The organism is Bartonella sp. DGB1, from assembly GCF_041345015.1.
GTDB lineage: Bacteria > Pseudomonadota > Alphaproteobacteria > Rhizobiales > Rhizobiaceae > DGB1.
Map to the genome: position 1 here is coordinate 172,661 of NZ_CP166769.1, position 23,683 is coordinate 196,343.

A 23,683-nucleotide genomic window follows, 5' to 3' on the forward strand; every position below is an offset into this window, starting at 1 on the left:
CTCAAATAATGTGATAATATGATTTTTGATCTTAACAATTTTTATAATTTTCAACAACGTTTATACGGTAAAAATACGGACAGAGAGTTATTTTTACTTAATTGGGTTACTAGAGAATTAACTGAAAGATTGTTGTTTGTTGATAGAACATTTGAGCAAACATTATATTATCCTCCGCTAGAGGATAATAATAAAAATTTGTTATTACAACAAGCAAAAATAGCTAATTTAACCTGCGCTTATAATAAAAATATATATTTAAATTTAAAAAATTTTACTGAATTTTGGTTAGCAGCTAAGCTTGAAAATGATAAGTATGATCTTATTCTAGCACCTTTTATGTTATACCCTCGCGAGGATATAGTTGGTTTTTTAAGTAAAATATATAATGCATTAAAAAAAGATGGTTTATTTTTGTCCGTTGCTCTAGGTGAGGGTAGCTTATATGAATTGAAACATTCTTTATTACAAGCAGAAATGCAATTAACTAATGGAGCTACACCACGTGTTGCAACATTTCCTTCTTTAGTGAATATGGGCTCAATTTTATCTCAAGTGGGTTTTTATTTGCCGGTGGTAGATTTGGAAACAGTAACATTATCTTATAGTGATATTTTCGCTTTAATGAGTGATCTTAAAGCCATGGGTATGCAAAATATACTAACTAATAAATTAAAAAAAATATCACATCCTAAGTTATTTAAGTTAGCTAATGAAATTTATGCTAAAAATTTTAGTAATGAGCAAGGAAAAATAATTGCAACTTTTTCGCTAATTTTCTTATCAGGATGGAGAGTGCCGGATAATCCACCTGAATTACCTAAAAAAGGTAGCGCAAATATTTCTCTACAGCAAGCATTAAGAGATATTACAAAAAAATTATAATTTTTCTAGATAATTTTTTAATATAGGTAATATGTTAATATCTGCTGCGGGCATAGGATAATTAGATAAATTATCCATAGTAACCCATGCTATTTCTTGTCCTTCGTTATTCTTTAAAGTACCGGTATAATTATGACATAAATATAGAAATAATATTAAATTAAATTCTTTATAAGCATGACTGGCGAATGTTAGAGGAATTAGATTATCAGCAGTAATATTAATATTTATTTCTTCTTTTATTTCTCTTATAATGGCTTGTTCGGGCATTTCTTGTGCTTCTAACTTCCCGCCAGGAAACTCCCAGTAGCCCGCCATCGGCTTTCCTTCAGGGCGTTTTGTTAATAATATTTGTCGCTGAGGATTAATTAAAGCACAGCTACTGACTAAAATTATTTTCTTCATATTTTAGCTACGATAATCCGCGTTAATTTTAATATATTCTTCTGTTAAATCACAAGTCCATACAGTAAAATCACTGTTTCCTATATTTAAATTAACTTTTATCGTTATTTCTTTGTTTTTCATATAGCTTGATAAAGTGTTTTCGCAATAATTTATAGATCTTTCACCATTTTCTGCAACACAATGATCACCAAAATATATTGCTAATTTGTCTCTGTCAGCTGTTTGTCCAGATTTACCTACTGCCATTACTACTCTACCCCAATTAGCATCTTCTCCAGCTATTGCTGTTTTTACTAAGGGTGAGTTAGCTATTGAAAAAGCTACTTTTTTAGCTTCTTCTGTGGTTTTAGCTCCATTTACTTCAATTTTAATTAGCTTTTCAGCTCCTTCTCCATCTTGTACTATTTTTAAAGCTAAATCTAGCATAACTTCTTTCAGGGCTAGAGAAAATTCACTGTAAATATCATCATTTTCATTAGTAATTTTTACTCCATTTTCTCCAACTGAGAAAAATAATACACTATCAGAGGTAGAAGTATCACTGTCCACTGTAATGGCGTTGAAAGTTACATCACATAATTCTTTTAATAGTTTCTGTGAGATGTTATTAGGAATTACTGCATCAGTGAAAATAAAACATAACATAGTTGCCATATTAGGAGCTATCATTCCAGCTCCTTTAGCAATTGCATTAATAATAATATTACCTTGCGGAGTTTTAATTATTTTGCTAACACCTTTTGCAAAAAGGTCCGTCGTCATTATTGCTTTAGCGGCATCATGCCAATCACTAGTTTGTTCACAACTCTGTTGATATAAAGATGCTAGTTGAGAGGTTATTTTATTATGATCTAAGGGCTCTCCTATTACTCCGGTAGAGGCTAGGAATATTTCTTCTTTTTTACAATTTAATAAATTGGCTGTTGTTTCTGCTATTTTTTGACAGCTTTCATATCCTTTTTTTCCTGTAAAAGCATTAGCGTTACCGGAATTTACTATCAGCGCTTTTGCTTTACCTTGTGGTAATGAGAGACGACAATGGTCTACGGGAGCAGATGGACATAACGATTGAGTAAAAACGCCGGATACTTGGGTAGGGCTGGTAAAAAAAATACATAAAAGATCTGTTCGATTAGAATATTTAATATTGGCCTTAGCTGTAGCTATTTTAAGTCCATTAATATAGGGCATATCTGGAAAGTTTGGCTTATTGTCCATGATTATATTACTCCCACTAACATTAGGAATAGTTGTAAATCTTATGCTATTCCTTATAATTTTCTATTTCCTTTAAACAGAATTTTTTATAATTATTGTGTAAAAAAGGCTGTGCGTAGGAACACACAGCCTTTAGTATGAACGGCTTTAATTATAAGCATTAAAGGTTAAAAAATTATAAATTATTTAAATCTTTAACAGCTTTTTCAACTTGGTTGTTAGTGTATTTTACTGAAATAGCTGATTCAGCTTTTTTAACTAAATTTTCTAGAACTTTTGGATATTCCTCACGTAGAATAAGTGATTCTAATTGTGGTTTTACTTCTTCAAAAGTTGGTTTGCGAGTTTCGTCTAAACGAATGATATGCCAACCGTGGCTAGTTTTTATAGGAGTAGTATTATATTTACCAGGACTTAGCTCATCTAGAGTCTTATGAAGGTCAGCAAGTAATTTATCTTTAGAGAAAAGGCCTAAGTCACCACCTTTTACGTTATCTTTTTCAATTGAATAGATTTCTGCTACCTCTTCAAATTTTTTACCAGCTTTAAGTTGTTCTAAAGCTTTTTTTGCATCTTCTTCATTTTTAGCTAGAATATGATGAGCGCGATATAATACAACTTCAGGTGAGTTCACAACTTGTGTTTTATATAGTTCTTGTAGACGTGCTGGTGTAACTAATTTATTCACTTCTTTAGCCACATATTCACGTACTAGAAAATCATTAACAACATCTTTTAGATCATTTTTATATTCATTTGATCTAGCATATGGTGATTTCTCAGCTTCTAGTAGTAATGAACGTGTAGTAATTAAAGAGCGTAATGCTACTGCACGACGTAGCCCTTGTTCAAGAGAATTCAAATTTGGAGCATTTTTATTAATAAATGCATCTAAATCAGCTACGGTTATACGTTGCTTACCGACAGTTGCTACTACATCGTTAGCACGCAAATCGCTTAGGGCATTTTTTTGTTGTTGTGTTGTTTTATTTTTTTCTTCTGCAAAAGTTATGCTTGGATTAGCTGTTGCTAATAGTCCAGCAGTAATTAATGCGGTTATAGAAATTTTATTCATTTTTTTACTCCAAATAAATAGTTTAGACATTATATAACGTTTATGGTTCATGAATGTTCACATTGTTTATAAACAAAAGATAGTATTTTTTTTAAATATAAACAGATGTATGTAGAAAATATTAAGAAAATAATATTATAGCTTTAAAGAATATACAGACCTTTTTGTTTATATATTTAATATATAAAAATACTGTCCGTATATTAATAATGTTTTTTATTATATACAAGTATTTTTTTAAAAATGTTGTAATTATGCAGAGCAGAAATTATATTAGTAAAGATAATTAAAATAAGGAAATTGCTCTAATGGTGAAAGTGTTAAATTTTATTAGAAAAATATTTGGATCTAATAATAAACGTAAATTAAATGTTTTGTATCCTATAGTAGATAAAATTAATGCTTTAGAGCCTGAATTTGTTGCTTTATCAGATAAAGAATTACAAGATAAAACTAGAGAATTTAAAGATAGGCTCTCTAAGGGCGAGAAATTAGATAGTTTAATACCAGAAGTATTTGCTTGCGTAAGAGAGACATCTAAACGGGTGCTTGGGTTACGACATTTTGATGTGCAATTGCTTGGTGGTTTAGTTTTACATCGTCGTGGTATAGCGGAAATGCGTACCGGTGAAGGTAAAACTTTAATGGCAACTCTGCCTATCTATTTAAATGCTTTAGAGGGTAAAGGGGTACATATAGTAACTGTTAATGATTATTTAGCACAAAGAGATTCGGAAACTTTAAGACCTTTGTTTGATTTTTTAGGTATGACAACAGGAGTCATCTTAAATGATATGAATCAGGAAGAGAGAAAGAGAGCCTATAATTGCGATATAACTTATGCTACTAACAATGAGTTAGGCTTTGACTTTCTACGCGATAATATGGCCTTTGATCGTGAACAAATGGTGCAAAGAGAACATAATTATGCCATCATTGATGAAGTGGATTCTATCTTAATTGATGAAGCAAGAACTCCTTTAATTATTTCAGGACCTTTAGAAGATAAAACGGAATTTTATGATTTAATAGATAAATTTGTTTTAAAATTATCTGCTGAAGATTATGAGATAGATGAAAAAAATAAAAATGTAGTCTTTACTGAGGTTGGTGTAGAAAAAATAGAAAAATTATTAGCCCAGGAAGGTCATTTAAAATCTGAAAATCTTTATGATATCGAGAATGTTTCTATTGTACATCATCTTAATAATAGTTTAAAAGCTCACAATCTTTTTCAACGTGATAAAGATTATATCGTTCGTGATAATAAAGTGATAATTATTGATGAATTTACCGGAAGGATGATGACCGGTCGTAGGTATGGCGATGGACTACATCAAGCTATTGAAGCTAAAGAACATGTAACCATTCAGCCTGAAACTCATACTTTATCACAAATTACCTTTCAAAATTATTTCCGTATGTATAAAAAATTAGCGGGTATGACGGGAACTGCATTAACTGAAGCAGAAGAATTTGCTAATATTTATGATTTAGAAGTAGTGGAAATTCCTACTAATTTACCAATTTGTAGAATAGATGATGAAGATGAAATATATCGTACAGAAGTAGAAAAATATAATGCTATAGTGAAAGAAATACAATCAGCACATGCTAAAAAACAACCCATTCTGATAGGAACGAATTCAATTGAAAAATCTGAAAGAATGGCAAAAATGTTGAAAAATATTGGAATAAAAAAATTCCAAGTATTAAATGCTAGATATCATGAGCAAGAAGCAGAAATCATTGCGCAAGCTGGTGTACCAGGATCGATAACTATTGCTACAAATATGGCCGGACGAGGAACCGACATACAGTTGGGTGGTAATTTAAGTATGCGCATTAGCAAAGAAACTGCTAATATGCAAGATGGACCAGCAAAAAATCTAAAAATAGAACATATTAAACAAGAGGTAGAGCAATTAAAAAAAGAAGCATTGCAGGCAGGTGGCTTATATGTCATAGGAACAGAGCGACATGAAAGTCGTCGTATTGATAACCAATTAAGAGGGCGTTCAGGCAGACAAGGTGATCCAGGGAGATCAAAATTTTATTTATCATTAGAAGATGATTTAATGAGGATCTTTGGTTCTAACCGTATGCAAGCTATATTGAATAAATTAGGGCTTAAAGAGGGAGAAGCGATTATTCATCCTTGGATCAGTAAAGCCTTAGAAAAAGCACAAACTAAAGTTGAAGCACATTATTTTGATGCTCGTAAAAATCTTTTAAAATATGACGATGTCTCTAATGATCAACGAAAAGTGATCTTTGAACAAAGACTTGAGGTAATGAATGCTAATAATTTAAATGAGCATATAGAAGAGTTAAGTTTAGAGGTAATTGATGACATAGTTGCTAAAGCTATACCAGCAGGTTCATATAAAGAAAAATGGAACCTAGAACAATTAAAAGATGAAGCTTTAAAAATCTTCAAAGTTGTTTTACCAATTGAAAAATGGAATGAGGAAGAAGGTTTAACAGAAGAGGAAATAACCAATAGAATAGAAACCATTGTTTTAGCTAATCAGAATATCCAACGCGAACAATTAGGTGAAAAAATGTCTTTATATATTCAACGAGCAATATTATTAGAGGCAATAGATGAAGTGTGGCGTGCACATTTAACTGATTTAGATCATTTACGTTCAGTTATAGGATTTAGAGGATACGGTCAAAGGGATCCATTAATAGAATATAAAATGGAAGCATTTGAATTATTTAATTCTATGTTTTCTCAGTTACGTAAAAATGCTATGACAAAATTATCTAATTTGCAGATGGCTACCCCTAACAAGATAAATTCTATACAGACACCTTTTACTAGTCGATCAGTTGCTTTACCTGAATCCGTTCTCGCACCTTCTATTGAGATGGTAGATGAGAAGCTTACAGAGGAAACGGCTAGAAATAGTAAGTGTAGTTGTGGTTCAGGTAAAAAATATAAACATTGTCATGGTAAATTTTAACTAATTTGAATAATTAGCAATTATTCAAATTGTGTATGTGGAATAGATAATTCATAAGTTAAATTTTCTTTACCAAACTCATAACATATATATCCATTTACCGCGGTTGGTACTATTTTGGTTAATATTATATTAGAAAAAGATGTTGTTTGGATATTGTTCATTTGAATGGCTGGATAAAATTCTTGCCATCTAATCTTTATTACAGGCTCTTTATTTTCGTTTAATTGTCTTTGACAAGATATTTTTAATTTTCCTTGCCCTTTTTTGATAGCACCATTTTTTTTGCTATTTCTAGCAAGTTCGTGTAACGCTAAACCAATATATAAGGTAGAGTTAGGAAATAAGTTAGGATTGTCTCCACTTATTTCTATCAATTCTGCTTTATGACATAATTTATCTTGTAATTGTATGTTAACTAATTGCTTAAATTTTACTCCTAGCCAATTAGCATCTGTTACTAGATCTTGCGTTAATGATAAACTTTGTATTCTTCCTTCAAATTCTTGCATAAATTGATTAGGGGAGGAGCTATAACGAGCTGTTTGTCTTGCTAAACTTTCTACTATAGCTAGTAAATTCTTAGATCTATGACTAACTTCTCTGAGCAAAATTTTTAAAATTTTTTCTCGGTGTTTTAGATGAGATATATTTATAATAGTAGTGATAAGACCTAATATTCTTTGTTGATCATCTTTATGGCAAGCTATGGTTAATTTATACCATATTTCTTCAGTTATAATATTTTTAGGTGTTTTTTTGTTATTAAAAATATCGTTAAAATTTAATTCTATTGATTCACTTTTACCAGTAGATAAAATATCTAATTTTATTGTTTCTAATCTTTCACTAATCTCAGTAGGGAAAATATTGGAATCTCTGTAATTATGACAATATTTTTCTTGTAATATAGCAGGCAGATTTTCTGCCCACTGATATATAAGATCAGGAGTTTGATACAATAAACAAATACCAGAATTTACTAAAGCTTGTAATAATACATCAGGATGTTCTAATGCAATATTTGGATTAGTTTCAGTTAATAACGTAAAAGATTCTGACATGTTATTAGAATAATTTAAATGTTAACTTTAGCATTTTCTTTAAAAAATAAAGCTTGGCTAATAAGTGCTTTAACCATGTCTGGCTTGAATGGTTTAGTTACTAAAAAAGTTGGCTCTGGTTTTTGACCTGTTAATAATCTTTCTGGAAAAGCGGTAATGAAAATTACGGGAACAGAAGTTTCTTTTAAAATATCATTCACTGCATCAATACCAGAACTATCATCTGCTAACTGAATATCAGCTAATATCATGCCTGGGTTGGTCTCTTTATATAATTTTAATGCTTCAGTATGAGTTCTAGCTATACCTACTACTCTATGTCCTAAAGTTTCTACTAATTGTTCTATATCCATTGCTATTAAAGGTTCATCTTCAATAATTAAAATTCTCGTAGAAACTTGTGCGGATATTTCTGCTGTGGCTTCCATTAATAAATTTTGGAATTCTTCTTTAGATACATTTAAAATTTCTGCAGCTTCCTCAGTAGTAAAATCCTCAACAGAAATAAGTAAAAAAGCCTGTCTTGCTTGTGGAGTTAAACAAGCTAAATTAGCTGAGGCTTGTTGCTCCCATGCATATTCAACTGTTGGAGAGGGAACTTTTATACTAGTTTGTTGATATAAGTGATTGAATAAACGATATAAACCGATTTTGTCGCTAGAAGTTTCAGGAAAAACTGATAAATCCATAATTAATGCTTCTAGCATAAAAGCTATATAAGCATCGCCAGATGTTTGTGAGCCAGTTACAGCTCGAGCAAAACGACGAAGATAAGGCAAATATGGCGATATGCGACGAGATAATGTCATAACAAAAGTTCCTTATTTTTTATATTACACTATATATAAAGCTATTAAATGAATTAGTGCGTTATCTTTAAAGGACAAGATTTATTTGTTGCTTATGTTATAATTTTGATAAAACACGAAATTAATGGAGATAACGGATGAATTGTAAAAATAGACCAAATAAAAACACATCAGGAATAGCAAAAATGACTCAAAATCAAAAACAAGAGGAGAATGTAGAAAATACACAAGATCCTCTAGAGTATTATGGAAATATAATTGCGAAATTACGTAACTATTATGACGACCTACAGAAAGAGGAAGTTCCAGAAAAATTTTTGCACCTATTAGAAAGATTAGAGCAAGCTGAATTAAAGGAAGGAAAAAATAAACAAGATCAAGATGTCAGCCCAGTAAAAGAGAGTGAAAATAATGAGCAATAGTCAGCCAACAAGCTTTAAGGATGAATTATTAACATTAATCCCTGCGTTGCGTGCTTTTGCTATTTCCTTAACCGGGAAATATGATAAAGCAGATGATTTAGTGCAAGATACTATAATGAAAGCTTGGGCTAAGCAGGAAAGCTATTCCATGGGTACTAATATGAAAGCTTGGTTATTCACTATTTTACGTAATGAATTTTATAGCCAAAAGCGTAAAGATGGGCGAGAAGTTTCAGATGAAGATGGATATATAACCACTAATTTTGCTGTTTTGCCTAGTCAATACGGCGTGTTAGATTTACATGATTTTCAGCAGGCACTTAATAAATTACCATTTGACCAGCGGGAGGCAATAATTTTAGTAGGGGCATCAGGATTTTCTTATGAAGAAACAGCAAAAATATGCGATTGTGCAGTAGGAACTATTAAAAGTAGAGTTAGCAGAGCAAGAGTGAGATTGCAAGATTTACTACAAGTGAATGGTGAAATTGATTATGGACCAGATGATACTATCGCTCCGTTGGTGAAAAAGTGAACATAATTATATTATTATTTAGTAAACATACATAATGTTAACATTATTTAAAAAAACTTTTCATGCAATCCTAGGTTGTATAGAGTAAATAAAACCAAGATAAACATTTAATATAATTTATGTTAAAACTAGATAAAGATGGGATATGTATTCGCTAGATTTTACAATAGATAAAAAAATAAAAGCTATTCGTAAGGGTGGAATAACTTTGATATCATCTATTATTTGTTTAATGATTGGTATCTATTATTATTTAATTATACCTGAAACGCTGGATGTTTTTTTAATAAGAGTAGTGTTTATTTTTTTATTATTTTCTTTATTATTTTCTTATTTTACTGTTATTGGACTGTATAATTCTATTAAAAAAATGCATAATTATCAAAATTTATGTTTTTTAGAGAGTAAAATATTAGAAAAAAAGCGGACAGAATTTTTAGAGGTAGAAAAAAAGCAAGTAGAGTTAAAAATAATCACGGTCGAAGAGGAGAAACAACGAGCAGAATCTCTACTCCAAGATACTAGTCATAGGGTAGGCAATGCATTAGCGAATGTTTCAGCTTTACTTACTTTACAAATAAAAAATAATGTTAATGAAGAAGTAAAAAATGCTTTGATGTCAGCAAGAGATAGAATACAAACTATTTCTATTGCACATAGAAGACTTAGATTAGCTGAAACTTATGACAAAGCTCCTGTTTATGATATTCTATGTTCAGTTGTTAAAGATGCTTATAAAACCCTACCAGATTTCATAGCTAAGCGTATAACCTTACAATTTGATATACAGCCATTAGAATTACCTGGAAAAGATGTTACTACTATAGCTATTATTTTGGGGGAGTTGGTAACCAATTCCTTTAAACATGCTTTTCCTCCGCCTACTTGTGGTTATGTTAGAGTAATATTTGGTTACCAACAAGGAAAATTACAGTTAATTGTAGAGGATAATGGTAAAGGTAGGGGCGAGATGATGAATAGTAAAAATAAAGACGGATTAGGAAAAATGATAATTGAGCCACTATGTTTACAATTAGGTGACCCAGTTAATTTTTCTAATTTACAATCTCATGAACCCTATGGTACAAGAGTGTGTGTCTCTTTATCAAAAATAGCCGCAAAAAATACATTAGCCTCTAATATGTGTTTATAGTCTATAAAATGCTGAATATTAAATTTTCTCTTAATATTTAGATGGCTGATTTATTATATTTAAGCAAGCCTGCTTACCAACCATCACTTGGTAATAGAGATTTATTTTTACGATTATAGCGGTGTGTTCAGCATTAAATATATCTATAGTTTACAGCCTGCTGAGAGTTAAATTTTTCCTTCTAATTCCTCAATAGCTAATTCTATCAGACGTAAGTTTGCTTGCCAACCATCACTTGGTTCCATATTACTTTCTGATGCTGCTCTTTGATGACTTTCTGCAGTGTAGGCTAAATTTTTTAATTTTTCAATTTTTTGTTGTTTTGATAATTTATTATTTTGTAATATATCCTTACATTCTTGATGAAGATCTGACATTTTATTCCTCTTGATTTTTATGGTTTTCTAGCAATTATATTACAAGCCTAATAATAAACCAATGATGAAACCTACTAGAGCTGCTACGGCAAGTCCTACGGCTGGATGCATACTAGTGTTTTTCAAAGTATCGTTATAGGTTTCTTTGACTTGTTTATTAAGTTTTTGCCAGTCTAAAGAATTGTTATTTTTCTTAGATTTCTTACTAGGACTGCTAGTAGCTTGTGCGGCAATTTTTTTGCTGGTACGGCTTACGCTATTAGCAGCTTTTTTAGCTGTGTTTGCAGTTTTACGTACTGCTTTTTTAGCTACATTTTTAGTTTTTCTCGCAACTTTTTTAGAAGTAGCTGCTATTGAGCTATCGTTTGTTTCCTTTTTGCGGCGAGTAGAAGTTTTATTTTTAGTAGAAGATTTTTTATCTTCACCTGATTTATGTTTGACGCTCATAAAAGTCTCCTATAAATTATTAAGACGAAAAATAGTTATTTATTATGTGCTAATAACGTCTTAATAATTTAATAGTTCCCAACTGCGTCATTAAATATTACGTCAATCCTGTAGACCCAAAACCACCTCTACCTCTGATTGTGTCTACTGTAAATTCTTGACGTTCAACGTAAGCTTGTTTTACTGGAGCAATAACTAATTGTGCGATACGCATGTGTCTAGTAATTTCAAAAGCTTCTTGACCTAGGTTAATTAATATAACTTGTATTTCACCGCGGTAATCTGAATCTATCGTGCCAGGGGTGTTTAAACAAGTTATACCATGATTTAATGCTAAACCAGACCTAGGTCTTATTTGTGCTTCATAATTGTTAGGTAGTTCAATTACTATGCCTGTAGGGATTAGTACCCTCTGCATTGGATGTAGAATTAATGGAGTTTTTTCATCTATAGCTGCGCGTAAATCCATACCAGATGCTCCAGCTGTTTCGTATGATGGTGGATCCATATCCTCTCCATGTGACAAAAACATCATTTTTACTACTGGGGTTGTGGTTAAATTTGACATGAGATCTCCGATTTATTGATTCGTTGATATTTATAAGTTACCAATTAATATTCCTGTTGCCAAGACTAAAAAGCCACCTAGAATAACTTGGAGTGAAGCTTTTGAAAAAGATATTTTCATATATCTTTTTTGGATCCAAGCAATAGTAAATAATTCAATTATTACTATAATAACAGCTAATATAGTAGCTAAAATAAAATTAGATAATAAATAAGGTAAAGTATGACCTAATCCGCCCACAGTAGTCATTGTACCATTTGCTATACCTCTTTTCAAGGGTGATCCACGTCCAGAAAGCTTTCCATCATCGTGGATAGCTTCAGTAAAGCCCATAGATATGCCTGCGCCAATCGAAGCAGATAAACCTACTAATAAGGTTTGGTAACTGTTTTGAGTAGCAAAAGCAGCTGCAAAAATTGGAGCTAAAGTAGAAATAGAACCATCCATTAATCCGGCTAAACCTGGTTGTATCCAAGTTAATAAGGTTTGTTTTTCTTCTTGATTGATAATATCATAGGCATATTCAGATTGAATATCATCAACATCGGCCTCTTTAATTAGGCTGTTGTTATTTACATACTCTTCGAAAAATAACTGATTTAAAAATTCTTTAATTTCAATATCATTAACAAGTTGAGTAGCTTGTTGATAAAAACTACTAAGTTGCTTAGTGATAGTTAATGCGTCTTGTCTGGCTGTCATAGGCGTCGTAGTATCGTCTATTACGTAAGAGTGAGATATAGGAAAATTATATATATCTTCTTTTTTTATGCAAATTATATTATCACCGAAACGCTGTTTATATAATTCTAATAATTTAGAAGCGTGTTGCTGTTTTATAGAGGCTAATTGTTCAAAAAATATGCTAGTTTGGGGATAATCATTTTGAAAGATAGCTGCATAAAATAAAAATTTTTTTTTATTTTTTGCTTCTATAGTGATAGCTAATGATAAAATTTCTTTTTCTGTTAAAGCAGAAAAAGGTTTTTTTCTAAAGAATGATAATTTATACCACATAATAACCCCTTTAATTATGGAATATAGTAATTATTTTTTTAAATTTATAATAAAAATACTACCAATAAGTGCTCCTATAGTTATTATAGCATTCCAACTTACGAGGGAAAGACCTAAAATATATAAGTTTACTGTATCACAAGATGCTGGTGGAGACGAATTATATAGTGCAACTAATAATGAGTTATTATTTAAATTTATATTATTAACTTTATTGACACATGAATTAGGTAAATCTATCCAGTGAAATTCTATCGCTAAATGATAAATACTTAGTAATAAATTAATAAAAAGAGTAATAGCAATTATAATTATTAAAATATCTATTTTTTTATGATGCTGCGGATATTTATAATATAATATACTACTTATTAGTGCTAGTGGAATAGCAATATAATAAGCGATTCTTTCTTTTTCACATAAGTTACATGGTTTATAACCAATATATTCTATTATAAGAGCTACTGCTATTATAAATAATAATAGCAATCCTAATAATAGAGTTAAATTATGTTTGTGTAAAAGATTCTTTTTTTTCATTTTTTACTTGATAAAGTTAAAATATAAGAGAGCTATTATCATAGCAATGAAAGTAACATAAGTTAGTAATTTTAGTCTTGTTAATATGAAATTTAGCATTTTTTCTCCATATTTCAAGATTATCCACGCCGTGATATATGATCTTAACCCTCTACTTACTATTGATAAAATAATAAATAAAAATAAATTTAAATGTATGACACCAGCTAATAAAGTCATAACCTTCATAGGGGGTAAATGCATTAAGCCAGAGGTGAAGATAAATAATAGTAATAAACTAAAAGGTAGAGTATCTTTAAAATATAAAAAGCTATCGAATTTTCCATAAAATTCTAATATAGGCTTTACAATTACTTCAAACGAATAATATCCAAGAAACCATCCTATTATTGCACCGATAATAGATGCTATTAGTGAGATGGTAGCATATCGCCAAGCTTTACTTGGGTTTCTTAAGGTCATAGGAATGACTAATGCATCAGATGGTATAAAAAACACTGAAGTTTCCACTATAGCTAGAAAGATAACCCAATATTCAGCACTTTTTTTATCTATAGTTCTAATAAACCAATCTTTTATGTTTTTTATTGACTTTTTCAGCATTGATTCTCCTCACTGTTTATTGTAACGTTTATAATGATATTTAGTTTAATATTAAACAAGAAATTTATTTTAATTAATTTATCTAGTTGACGGTTTTATAAAAATATGTAAAAAGAAATAAAATGCGGGTGTGGTGGAATTGGTAGACGCGCCGGACTCAAAATCCGGTTCCTCACGGAGTGTCGGTTCGAGTCCGACCACCCGCACCATATTTTCCATAAAACCTAGAACAATCAACGATTTACAGAAGATTTAATATTGTAATCTTACCCTTTTACATACCATTTTAAGCTCAGTGTACTTGAAAGCATACGAAAGAATTTGTAAATCTTATTCTTTGCTAAATAATTTTTTTAGCTATTCAAAGATGTTATTTATAGCTGTTAAAAATCTCTGATCTTCTGTAAGCATAACAAAGATTGCGAAGATAAGTCATTTTAACTAACGTGACAAAGTTTTAAATCTAGCGTAATCAGTAGCTAATTCTCTTAGCGTCTGTTTTTCTTGTGTTGTTAATCGTGTTCTTTCTTTTTATTTATTCTTTTATAACCCTATCATCACTTACAAACTTTAGCGTCAGTTTCGTTATGTTTTAATAATTGTCTAGCTAAACTGTGGGCTAATACATTCAAATTTTTATATTTTAAATAGGAGTAAAGAAAATACAATTAGCTGGTCGCGTCATTACTGCGCACCAACTTACGCAAAGAGAGCATAAATTGTAATATATTGGAATTGAGTAAAAACAATAAAAAAACCCTATAAAAATTATAGGGTTTAGATACTATATAAATTGTCTTAGAAATAATAGCTTACACCAAGACGTACATCGTGTCTACTAAGATTGTCTAAACAATAAGTTAAAGTAGTATTTTCTTTTTCGGCTTTTGTGTTGGTATAAGTTATTTTCTTATTGTGATTAGAAAAACTATTACTATAACGATATTCTGTTCGAAGAGTTAGATTTCGATTTATTTTATATTCAAAACCTGTTCCTAATGACCAGCCAATATACAGGTCATTACTACCTTCAATCTTTGTTATTATATTATCTAGTTCTTCTTTTTTAAATTTACTCTCTGTTAACATATCCTGTAACATATTTTTTGCGTATTGTTCCATATTTGGGCTTGATAAATCGTATGCTACATTAATCCCACCAGCAAGATAAGGTGAAAAATCACTTAAATTTAGTCCAACGCGAGCACGTAAAGTGCTATCTAAATAGCTAGTAAAAGGTAATTCTAGACGGTTAACCCTTATAGGAAATCCATGTTTTGGCACGATGGTTTCTGTATAATAAAGCTCATTAGCATTTAACTTAAAAGATACATCTAATTCTGCGCCGAAAAGTACCCATTGGGTAATTGCTTGATTATAACCTAATAATAACCCGACTGAACTAGGAAAATTCTTAACGGATTCATTTGTTTCATCTCCATTATTTGTGGTCTGGTAATTTAAACTATGTTTTTTAGATGGTGTTGATTTCAGCGAAGGATTATCATATCTATCTATACCGAAAGAATATTGCAAACCCATATAAGTACCAGACCAATGGTTATTTAAAATTTTGCTATTAGATGTTTTTTGTATGTCCGTTGTTTTACTTGTGTTATCAGCAGATGTTTGACCAATTGAGAAAATAGAGCCAAGTAAAAGATAAAATAAATATTTAATTTTCATAATAAACTCATAAACAATTAAACTACATGTAACTTTATTATCATTGTAACATATCTTTTTATATAAGAATAAATTTAGATACTATAGTTGTAAACAGTATTTTATTTAAAAATACATTTTACAGATTCTGTTACTTTGTTATAGCAGGAGTAAATTGCGTTCTATTATTATAAAGTTGTTATTTTATTGGTTGTATGAATATATTAATTAATAAATCACCTTATTAATTGATAACACTGGAATTTCGGCTATAATATATTATTCCGTGCTTTAACCATCATATTGAACTTGTATTATGCCAACCTTGCAGATTGATCTTAAATTATATTAACTATAACCATTCATTTAACTAATATATTTTTAAAAATTATAGTTAATTATTAAATAATATTGTTGCGAAATGAATATAAGCTTGATAGCTTGATATTAAAGATAAATATTTTGAGAAGCTATATTTGTCTTATCTTATATGTAATTAATATAACTATATATGAGGTGTTTTGGGAGGAGCTAAAAAAGCTCGTTTTGCTTGGTTCTGTACATGAACATAAGTTTAAAATAGGTAGTTTACAGTTTTAGGCTAAGTTTGTTCCTGATATAGAACCTTATATGGATGGTTTAATCAGCGGCTTATCTTATGAAAAGCTATGTTTATAGTGGATCTTGTGACGCGTGAATTTTATTTTAGTTATGTAATCTATGATTCATATTGATCAAGCTAATTGATTGGTTTTTACTTGTGATAGTATAAAATACATACACGAGCATTTTAGTGATGGTAGAGAGGATAATCCTAGTTTACATCATCATACTGGAGTTTTAGTATATATTGTCGTTTTATTCTTCTTAGGAGGAGTAATGCATAAGTTTAATAAGAATAATGCATAAGTTTGATAATGGGTATATTATAACTCACGCTGAATCTGTCTTATATTATGACTTTAATAAGCTAGCTTGGTGTGTTGATAATGAGATTGTGTTACGGGATGAAAAGCAGAGCTAAATTTATTTTTTATGGTGAAAGTAAATATTTATCTATTTTTTACAAAGGACTTATTTTTATCTAAACTTTTGCAAAAGCTGCTTGTGAATATTAGTAATTATAAGACTTTAATGTAAATTGTCTTTACATTAGTTAGAAGTAATTTTCAAAACTTACAACAATTAAAGGCTGAATTGCGAGATGATGTAGAAGCTAGCAGTTTAATGTTAGAGAGATTATAGAGATTATAATGCAGACCTTAGTTCTATATATCCAGAGAAAAACTCCGATTTTTATTTCACTCGGAGTTTTCTTTATTTTATCTTCAGCTATTTATGATTTAGTATTCGCCAATATTGCTTATAATATTACTGGTAAAACAACTTCTATTACAACAACCTATGCTATTGGTTATGGTGCAGAGATTCTTGTGACTGTGCTGGGCGCTGGTTTTATAGATCAATTCAATAAATGGCGATTATTCATTGTAACACAGGCAGTTAATATTGTGGTTTTTTCTATCGCTATGATATTTCTTAGCGGTGATAATGTATCAATTTATGCTGTTTGGTTCTTTGCTTTTTGGGTTGATTTAATTCATCATTATGCTGATCTTGTAGTCTTTTCGTTAATGCCATTTCTTTTTACTAGAGAGCAAATTCCTGCTATTAATGGCTCAAAAGCAATGTTTCATGGTATGGCTGCAGTGATAGGGCCAACACTTGGAACAATGGCTATTATTTATCTAGGCTTGAGTACGTCATTGTTAGTTTCAGTTGTTTTTATGATTATAGCTCTCATTCTTACAATTTCATTAGCGGTTATGGTTCCGTTAAAAAATGAGAAATTTAATATAGCTAATGCAACGAAAGCAAGCTTTAAGGATCTTGTTCAAAAAAGTATTTTAGGAGCCTCTAAAGCTGCTTATAAGTTGGTTAAAGATCAACATTGGCGTACTTTTTTGCTTTCTTATTCAAGTTGTGTTTTAGTTATAGGTATTCTTACTTTATTGTGGATCCCTCTAATACGTGGTTTCCATGGTTTTTCATTAGAGATGACTGGTTATCTTGCTACTATAGCAACTATTGGAGGCATATTAGGCGGATTTCTATTATTACGTTATGGTCAAGGTGGTGGACTAGTGACTATTTTACGGTTAGCTCATGTTATTATGGCAATAGGTATTTGTTTAGCTCTTTTTGTACGTGGTAATTTATATAGTGTTGCTATTGGTATGTTCCTCTTTCGGCTTGGTGGAACATTATATTTTCGTACAACAGAAAGTGTATTACAAACAACTATCCCTAAAGAAGTGATAGGCAGCTGGTATGGTGCTATAGATTTTATTCTTCGCTTTGTAGGTCTTATTGGAATTTTATTAGCTGGATGGGCATTTGATGCTATCGGTGCTTATGCGCTTTACTCAATTTTGATTGTAATGTTGCTTGTTACAATGTTGGCCTGGCGTAAAAATAAAGTATCTATTATTAATAAGACTAACGAGATTAAAGTTTAAATTAATTGGCTTGTTAGAAAAATTTTAATAATAGCTTTTGTTAGCTGTTATTTAGTAAATTATTTAAGTAGTTTATTAAAAGGTAGCAATTTAGATCAAATTATTAATTATTTGATTTTTAGTTAATAAATGTCTAACAGTAGGTTTTACAAGTAATATTATTTTGATACTGATTATAATTTAGTAATTCAATAAATGGATATTATATCATTAAGATGTGTAGCAACTTATATAATAATTACTATATCAAATGTTTAAGAATAATTACACTAATCTTGTTGATTGCTAATATATGTATATATTGGATATAAGGTGTATAAATATATGGTAGTGGTCTGCTATTTACACTATTTAGCAATTTTATTTTATTTTATTTTATTTAGTTAGTATAATATTGTAGCTATAAGTTAAAAAAGGTAATTTTTCGATAAAATATTATTAGCTAATATTAAATTATTTATTTTATTTATAGTTAGTCCTCTTTATTTAGTTTTAATTTCGTTGCTGTGACTAGTAGAAAGACTAATTTTGACTGAATTGGTAAATATATGGGCGTTAGTTTTAGTTTTTTTTAATATATCATACATGAGATTTTAGAATCTCATATAATTGTAAGCTAATTCAGACTATTTATCAGTTTTTATTCACCTCGCCGTAAAACCCCGTGCTTTAGGGGGTGGATATAAGGTGTTTGTTTTGCTAGTATTATTAGTCGGCGTTTTTTGCCTAATAATTTTTTAATATTTCATACATTAAATTTAGCGGCCGGGTATGCGTGTTAGCCTGTTAAGAGACTACCAATAGGAGCTCAATGAAGCCCAGGAATCTGTCGAAATGAGTTAAGCTATGGCTCTTTGACCACAGTAGGAATTTTCGTCTTTTAGGGCGGGGTTAAAATATTATTAATTAAGATCTTATTAATAATAGTTTTAATAAGATCTGATATGTTTGTTATCAATAATAGGCTAAAGGTAACTAATTAATAAACCATATTATAAATTTTATCATTATAATATGGTTTATTATAGTGAGATATTTATCATAAATCAGATACCGGAGGCGGACAGCTGCAGATTAAATTTCTATCTCCATTAACATTGTCTATGCGAGATACAGGTGACCAATATTTTGTACTATAATCTTGTTCTTGCGGCATAGCGGCTTCTTCGCGGCTATAACTATGCTGCCAGTTACTGCTCATTATTTCTTCCAAAGTATGAGGTGCATTAATCAGTGGATTATCAGTAGCACTCCAAGAACCGTCTTCTATTTTTTTGGTCTCTTTGGCTATATTTAATAACGCATTACATAGCCTATCTATTTCTGCTTTAGGTTCAGATTCTGTAGGTTCTATCATTAATGTACCGGCAACAGGAAAAGACATAGTTGGCGCATGAAAACCATAATCAATAAGTCTTTTTGCTACATCATCGACTGATATATTAAATTTTTCTTTTAATGGTCTAGTATCAATAATACATTCATGTGCTACCCAGCCATTTTTACCGGTAAATAAAATAGGATAAGCGGCTTGTAATTTTTTAGCTATATAATTAGCATTTAAAATCGCTACCTGAGTAGCTTTTTTTAAGCCCTTAGCGCCCATCATACGAATATACATCCAGCTAATCACCAAAATTGATGCGCTGCCAAACGGGGCTGCAGAAACAGCATAATTAGAAGAGTTTATACAATGACCTGGTAGAAACGGTTCTAAATGTTTCGCTACTCCAATGGGGCCCATTCCTGGACCACCACCGCCGTGAGGGATAGCAAAAGTTTTATGTAAATTCATATGACAAACATCAGCACCAATATCAGCTGGACGAGCTAAACCAACTAAAGCATTTAAATTAGCGCCGTCAAAATATACTTGCCCTCCAACATTATGGACGATCTGACAGATTTCTTTAACTGTTTCTTCAAAAACACCGAAAGTTGAAGGATAAGTAATCATTAAAGCAGATATTTTATTATTATATTTGTCACATTTATCTTTTAGGTCATTTACATCTATGTTACCATTTTCTAAACATTTTACTACTATTACATCCATACCAACCATATGTGCAGAAGCTGGATTAGTACCATGTGCAGAGCTAGGAATTAAACAAATGTGGCGTTCGCCTTCTCCTTGTGAATTATGATATCTTTTGATTGCTAAGAGTCCAGCATATTCACCTTGCGCTCCAGAGTTAGGTTGTAAACTTACTGCGCTAAAACCAGTAATTTCTTGTAACCATTCAGCAAGATCATTTAACATTTTATGATAACCAGTAACATATTTCTCTGGTGTAAAGGGGTGAACCATACTGACATTAGCCCAACTGAGAGGCATCATTTCTGCAGCCGCATTTAGTTTCATTGTGCAAGAGCCTAATGGAATCATGGCGCGATCTAAACTAAGATCTTTATCACTTAATTTGCGTAAAAAACGCATCATTTGCGTTTCACTTTTAATTGAATTAAAAATTTCTTGTTGTAAAATTTTATCTTGACGAGGAAGAGGTAATTTTATTTCATGTTTTTTACTATTGGTATCATCTATATTGGATGAGATTAAAATAGATAATAAGTTACTTACATCTTCTTCTGTTGTCATTTCGTCAAAATTAACACAGATAATATCTTTATTCACTATTCTGATTAAATATCCTAGCTCGGCAGCTTTTTGTGCTATTGCTTTAGCTTGTGAGCGGGTATTTATACTAACGTTATCAAAAAAACTACCAGTTAATAGTTCAATGTTATTTTTTTGTAATTCTAATGCAAAATTTGCAGCAAAATTATAAATTTTTTGCGCTATTGCTTTTAAACCATCTGGTCCATGCCAAATAGCAAAAGCAGCTGCTATATTCGCTAGCAAGGCTTGAGCTGTGCAAATATTTGATGTTGCTTTATCACGTCGAATATGTTGCTCTCTGGTTTGTAATGCTAAACGATAAGCAGGACGATTTTTAGTATCATAGGATTTACCAACAATTCTACCTGGTAACAAACGGGTTAAATTTTCAGTAGCGGCCATAAATCCTGCATGTGGTCCACCAAAGCCCATTGGAACACCAAAACGCTGCATTGAACCAACTGCTATATCACAGCCCCAAGCAGCAGGAGATTCCAATAAAGTAAGAGCTAACGGATCACATATACTGATAACTAAAGCACCAGAATTTTTTATAGTTTTTACAATCTCTTTAAAATTTTTATAGTGTCCTAAAGTATCTGGATAAGCAATTACAACAGCAGCTATATCATCTGTTAATGAATCAGTTAATTTAGTTTCATCTAAAATCTTTTCAGTGACTATATTCTGACCTTCACATCTAGTTAAAATAACATCTAATGTTTGCGGGTGGAGATCATTTAAAATCAATATTTTATTGCGTTTATTTTTATGATGTCTGATAGCTACAAATACTGCTTCAGCAGCTGCAGTAGCTTCATCTAATAATGATGCAGGGGCAATTGGTAAGCCAGTAAGTTCAGTAACTAACGTTTGAAAATGAAACGACATTTCTAAACGACCTTGACTGATTTCTGCTTGATAAGGAGTATAGGAGGTGTACCACGCTGGATTTTCAAAAAAATTACGTTGTATAACAGGAGGGACAAAAGTACCATGATAGCCTTGACCGTAAAAGCTTTTCAACAAAATATTTTTATTAAAAATATTTTGTAATTCTTGTAAAGCTTCTGATTCGCTAGCCGCTGGCGGTAAATTGAGATCTGCTTTAAATCTAATAGAGGAAGGAACTGCTTGATCCGATAGATCTTCAAGAGAAGTTGCATTAACCGTGGTGAGCATTTCCTTTATATCTGATTCAGATGCACCTATATGCCTACTAGTAAAGGTTACCTCATTATCTAATGTCATTTTTTGCCCTTTCCTAAGCTATATAAGTTTTTTGTAATCTTCTAAACTTAGTAAATTATCTAACTCATCTTTTGAAGAAAAACGCATTTTCCACAACCATCCTTCATTTTCTGCCGATTGATTAACCAAAGAAGCATCATTTTCAAGATTGTCGTTTATTTGAATTATTTCACCACTTAAAGGACTATATACATCAGACGCTGCTTTTACTGATTCTACAACTACTGTTGTTTCTCCTTTTTTTATTTTTTGTGCCACTTCAGGTAATTCAACGAAGACTAAATCGCCTAACTGATTTTGAGCATAATCTGTAATGCCAACAGTTGCTATATCACCATCAATAGTTACCCATTCATGATCTTCTGTATAATAAGTTTTTGTCATTATTTCTCCTTAGCCTTTGTGATAACGTTGGGGTGAAAAAGGTAGTTTTTTTATAATTAAATTATAATTTTTTCCTCGTACAGATGCAGTTAATTCAGTATCTATGGTTTTATATTCATTTTTTACGTAACCCATAGCAATAGGATAATTTACTGAGGGACCAAAACTACCAGAAGTGATATATCCTACTTCATTACCATCTGTACTGAATAATTTTACACCTGATCTTAAGGGTTGTTTGCCTAAGACTTTTAATCCTACTCTTTTATATTCTGAACCGGTTTTTAGTTGTTCATTTAAAGCAGATGCTCCAATAAAAGCCGCTTTTTCTCTAACGATTGGTGGAATAGCCCACATTAGATTAGCTTCTAGAGGTGTAATATTTTCAGTTATATCATTACCATGTAAGCAAAGTCCGGCTTCTAATCTTAGACTATCTCTAGCTCCTAGACCAATCCATTGTACTCTCGTATCTTTTAATAAATCATTTACTAATTTTTCTGCTTCTGTTAAGGGGAGGGCAAATTCAAACCCATCTTCACCAGTATAACCAGATCTTGATACGAACCACCCATTGTTGGTTTCACATGCTTGCATGAATAATAGATCATTAACAAAAGTTAAACCTAAATCATTACAGACAGCTGCAGATTCAGGCCCTTGTAGGGCTAAAAATACATAATCTAACATAGTAATATTACAATTATAATTGCTATTACGTAGTTTTAATATTTCCAGATCTTTATAAGCATTACCAGCATTAACAGCTATTATATATTTTTGTTCGGCTAATCTAGTAATAATCAGATCATCTATTATGCCGGCTTGCTCATTCAATAAGAAATTATATTGTGAATGATTAATAGATAATTGTTCGGAATTGAGTGGTAGAGAATAATCTAAAAAATTAGTTACATTATTACCTTCTACTAGGATTAATTTCATGTGAGAGATATCAAATAATCCAGCATGTTGACGAACATGTAAATGTTCTTTCAATATTCCTAAGGGATATGATATTGGCATTGACCAACCTGCAAAAGAACAAAATTTTGCCTCAGCTTGTTGATGAAAAGATTCAAGAGGAAGTTTTTTTAAAGGTTGATTAGTCACTGATATCCACCCTAATAATTACAATAATATAGTAT

Annotated in this window: 21 protein-coding genes and 1 tRNA gene; 7 read left to right on the forward strand and 15 right to left on the reverse strand. The window is 30.8% G+C overall.

Translation table 11 applies throughout. The features are described from left to right. The first annotated feature begins 18 nt into the window (after positions 1-18). Entirely contained in the window at positions 19-885 is an 867-nt protein-coding gene (locus AB6T46_RS00795; RefSeq protein ID WP_370931560.1) for a methyltransferase, read from the forward strand. Here the strand turns inward: AB6T46_RS00795 and mutT are convergent. From mutT to AB6T46_RS00810, 3 genes are all read right to left on the reverse strand, one after another. Further along, positions 880-1,290: an 8-oxo-dGTP diphosphatase MutT gene (gene mutT, locus AB6T46_RS00800; RefSeq protein WP_370931561.1), complete on the reverse strand. Its 411-nt coding sequence runs from the start codon at positions 1,288-1,290 to the stop codon at positions 880-882. The genes AB6T46_RS00795 and mutT overlap by 6 nt on opposite strands. 3 nt (positions 1,291-1,293) lie before the next feature. After that, positions 1,294-2,511, reverse strand: a complete 1,218-nt coding sequence (gene argJ, locus AB6T46_RS00805; protein WP_370931562.1) for a bifunctional glutamate N-acetyltransferase/amino-acid acetyltransferase ArgJ — start codon at positions 2,509-2,511, stop codon at positions 1,294-1,296. A gap of 175 nt (positions 2,512-2,686) precedes the next feature. Beyond that, positions 2,687-3,586 carry a peptidylprolyl isomerase gene (locus tag AB6T46_RS00810; RefSeq protein ID WP_370931563.1) on the reverse strand — a complete coding sequence of 300 codons (900 nt, stop codon included), beginning with the start codon at positions 3,584-3,586 and terminating at the stop codon, positions 2,687-2,689. A 308-nt stretch (positions 3,587-3,894) separates the two neighbouring features. On the opposite strand from AB6T46_RS00810, the gene secA reads away from it, so the two are divergent. Next, positions 3,895-6,558, forward strand: a complete 2,664-nt coding sequence (gene secA / locus AB6T46_RS00815; protein WP_370931564.1) for a preprotein translocase subunit SecA — start codon at positions 3,895-3,897, stop codon at positions 6,556-6,558. Between the two features lie 20 nt (positions 6,559-6,578). On the opposite strand, the gene AB6T46_RS00820 is transcribed toward secA, so the two are convergent. Further along, complete coding sequence (locus tag AB6T46_RS00820; RefSeq protein ID WP_370931565.1) at positions 6,579-7,622, reverse strand: sensor histidine kinase; 1,044 nt, start codon at positions 7,620-7,622, stop codon at positions 6,579-6,581. A gap of 14 nt (positions 7,623-7,636) precedes the next feature. Then, a complete protein-coding gene (locus AB6T46_RS00825) occupies positions 7,637-8,431 on the reverse strand; it encodes a response regulator (protein ID WP_370931566.1) in 795 nt (264 codons plus the stop codon). 185 nt (positions 8,432-8,616) lie between these two features. On the opposite strand from AB6T46_RS00825, the gene AB6T46_RS00830 reads away from it, so the two are divergent. The 3 genes from AB6T46_RS00830 (at position 8,617) to AB6T46_RS00840 (ending at position 10,541) form a co-directional block, all read left to right on the forward strand. After that, entirely contained in the window at positions 8,617-8,853 is a 237-nt protein-coding gene (locus tag AB6T46_RS00830) for a NepR family anti-sigma factor (RefSeq protein WP_370931567.1), read from the forward strand. Beyond that, the gene (locus AB6T46_RS00835; protein WP_370931568.1) at positions 8,843-9,388 is read left to right on the forward strand and encodes a sigma-70 family RNA polymerase sigma factor; all 546 of its coding nucleotides are present in this window, start codon (positions 8,843-8,845) and stop codon (positions 9,386-9,388) included. Before AB6T46_RS00830 ends, AB6T46_RS00835 begins: the two co-directional genes overlap by 11 nt. Positions 9,389-9,533: 145 nt before the next feature. Continuing rightward, positions 9,534-10,541 carry a sensor histidine kinase gene (locus tag AB6T46_RS00840; protein ID WP_370931569.1) on the forward strand — a complete coding sequence of 336 codons (1,008 nt, stop codon included), beginning with the start codon at positions 9,534-9,536 and terminating at the stop codon, positions 10,539-10,541. 167 nt (positions 10,542-10,708) lie between these two features. Here the strand turns inward: AB6T46_RS00840 and AB6T46_RS00845 are convergent, their stop codons facing one another. From AB6T46_RS00845 to AB6T46_RS00870, 6 genes are all read right to left on the reverse strand, one after another. Next, positions 10,709-10,918 carry a hypothetical protein gene (locus tag AB6T46_RS00845; protein ID WP_370931570.1) on the reverse strand — a complete coding sequence of 70 codons (210 nt, stop codon included), beginning with the start codon at positions 10,916-10,918 and terminating at the stop codon, positions 10,709-10,711. Between the two features lie 39 nt (positions 10,919-10,957). Further along, the gene (locus tag AB6T46_RS00850) at positions 10,958-11,365 is read right to left on the reverse strand and encodes a hypothetical protein (RefSeq protein ID WP_370931571.1); all 408 of its coding nucleotides are present in this window, start codon (positions 11,363-11,365) and stop codon (positions 10,958-10,960) included. Positions 11,366-11,462: 97 nt separating this feature from the next. Beyond that, complete coding sequence (gene dut / locus AB6T46_RS00855; protein ID WP_370931572.1) at positions 11,463-11,933, reverse strand: dUTP diphosphatase; 471 nt, start codon at positions 11,931-11,933, stop codon at positions 11,463-11,465. Positions 11,934-11,963: 30 nt separating this feature from the next. Further along, on the reverse strand, positions 11,964-12,950 hold the full coding sequence (locus tag AB6T46_RS00860) for a ferritin family protein (RefSeq protein WP_370931573.1): 987 nt from the start codon (positions 12,948-12,950) through the stop codon (positions 11,964-11,966). A 30-nt stretch (positions 12,951-12,980) separates the two neighbouring features. Then, on the reverse strand, positions 12,981-13,490 hold the full coding sequence (locus tag AB6T46_RS00865) for a disulfide bond formation protein B (RefSeq protein WP_370931574.1): 510 nt from the start codon (positions 13,488-13,490) through the stop codon (positions 12,981-12,983). Positions 13,491-13,493: 3 nt separating this feature from the next. After that, positions 13,494-14,093, reverse strand: coding sequence for a YqaA family protein (locus AB6T46_RS00870; protein ID WP_370931575.1), 600 nt, complete (start codon positions 14,091-14,093; stop codon positions 13,494-13,496). A gap of 124 nt (positions 14,094-14,217) precedes the next feature. On the opposite strand from AB6T46_RS00870, the gene AB6T46_RS00875 reads away from it, so the two are divergent. Further along, a tRNA-Leu gene (locus tag AB6T46_RS00875) sits at positions 14,218-14,302 on the forward strand. 589 nt (positions 14,303-14,891) lie between these two features. Here the strand turns inward: AB6T46_RS00875 and AB6T46_RS00880 are convergent. Then, positions 14,892-15,779, reverse strand: a complete 888-nt coding sequence (locus tag AB6T46_RS00880) for an outer membrane protein (RefSeq protein WP_370931576.1) — start codon at positions 15,777-15,779, stop codon at positions 14,892-14,894. A 1,232-nt stretch (positions 15,780-17,011) separates the two neighbouring features. On the opposite strand from AB6T46_RS00880, the gene AB6T46_RS00885 reads away from it, so the two are divergent. Next, positions 17,012-18,277, forward strand: coding sequence for an MFS transporter (locus AB6T46_RS00885; RefSeq protein WP_370931577.1), 1,266 nt, complete (start codon positions 17,012-17,014; stop codon positions 18,275-18,277). A gap of 1,039 nt (positions 18,278-19,316) precedes the next feature. Here AB6T46_RS00885 and gcvP read toward each other — a convergent pair. From gcvP to gcvT, 3 genes are read right to left on the reverse strand one after another with little or no spacing between them, the layout of a single operon-like run. Beyond that, positions 19,317-22,151, reverse strand: a complete 2,835-nt coding sequence (gene gcvP, locus AB6T46_RS00890) for an aminomethyl-transferring glycine dehydrogenase (protein ID WP_370931578.1) — start codon at positions 22,149-22,151, stop codon at positions 19,317-19,319. A gap of 18 nt (positions 22,152-22,169) precedes the next feature. After that, positions 22,170-22,535 (reverse strand): glycine cleavage system protein GcvH, encoded by a 366-nt coding sequence (gcvH, locus tag AB6T46_RS00895; protein ID WP_370931579.1) that lies wholly within the window; start codon positions 22,533-22,535, stop codon positions 22,170-22,172. Positions 22,536-22,544: 9 nt separating this feature from the next. Beyond that, the gene (gene gcvT, locus AB6T46_RS00900; protein WP_370931580.1) at positions 22,545-23,648 is read right to left on the reverse strand and encodes a glycine cleavage system aminomethyltransferase GcvT; all 1,104 of its coding nucleotides are present in this window, start codon (positions 23,646-23,648) and stop codon (positions 22,545-22,547) included. Positions 23,649-23,683: the final 35 nt, after the last annotated feature.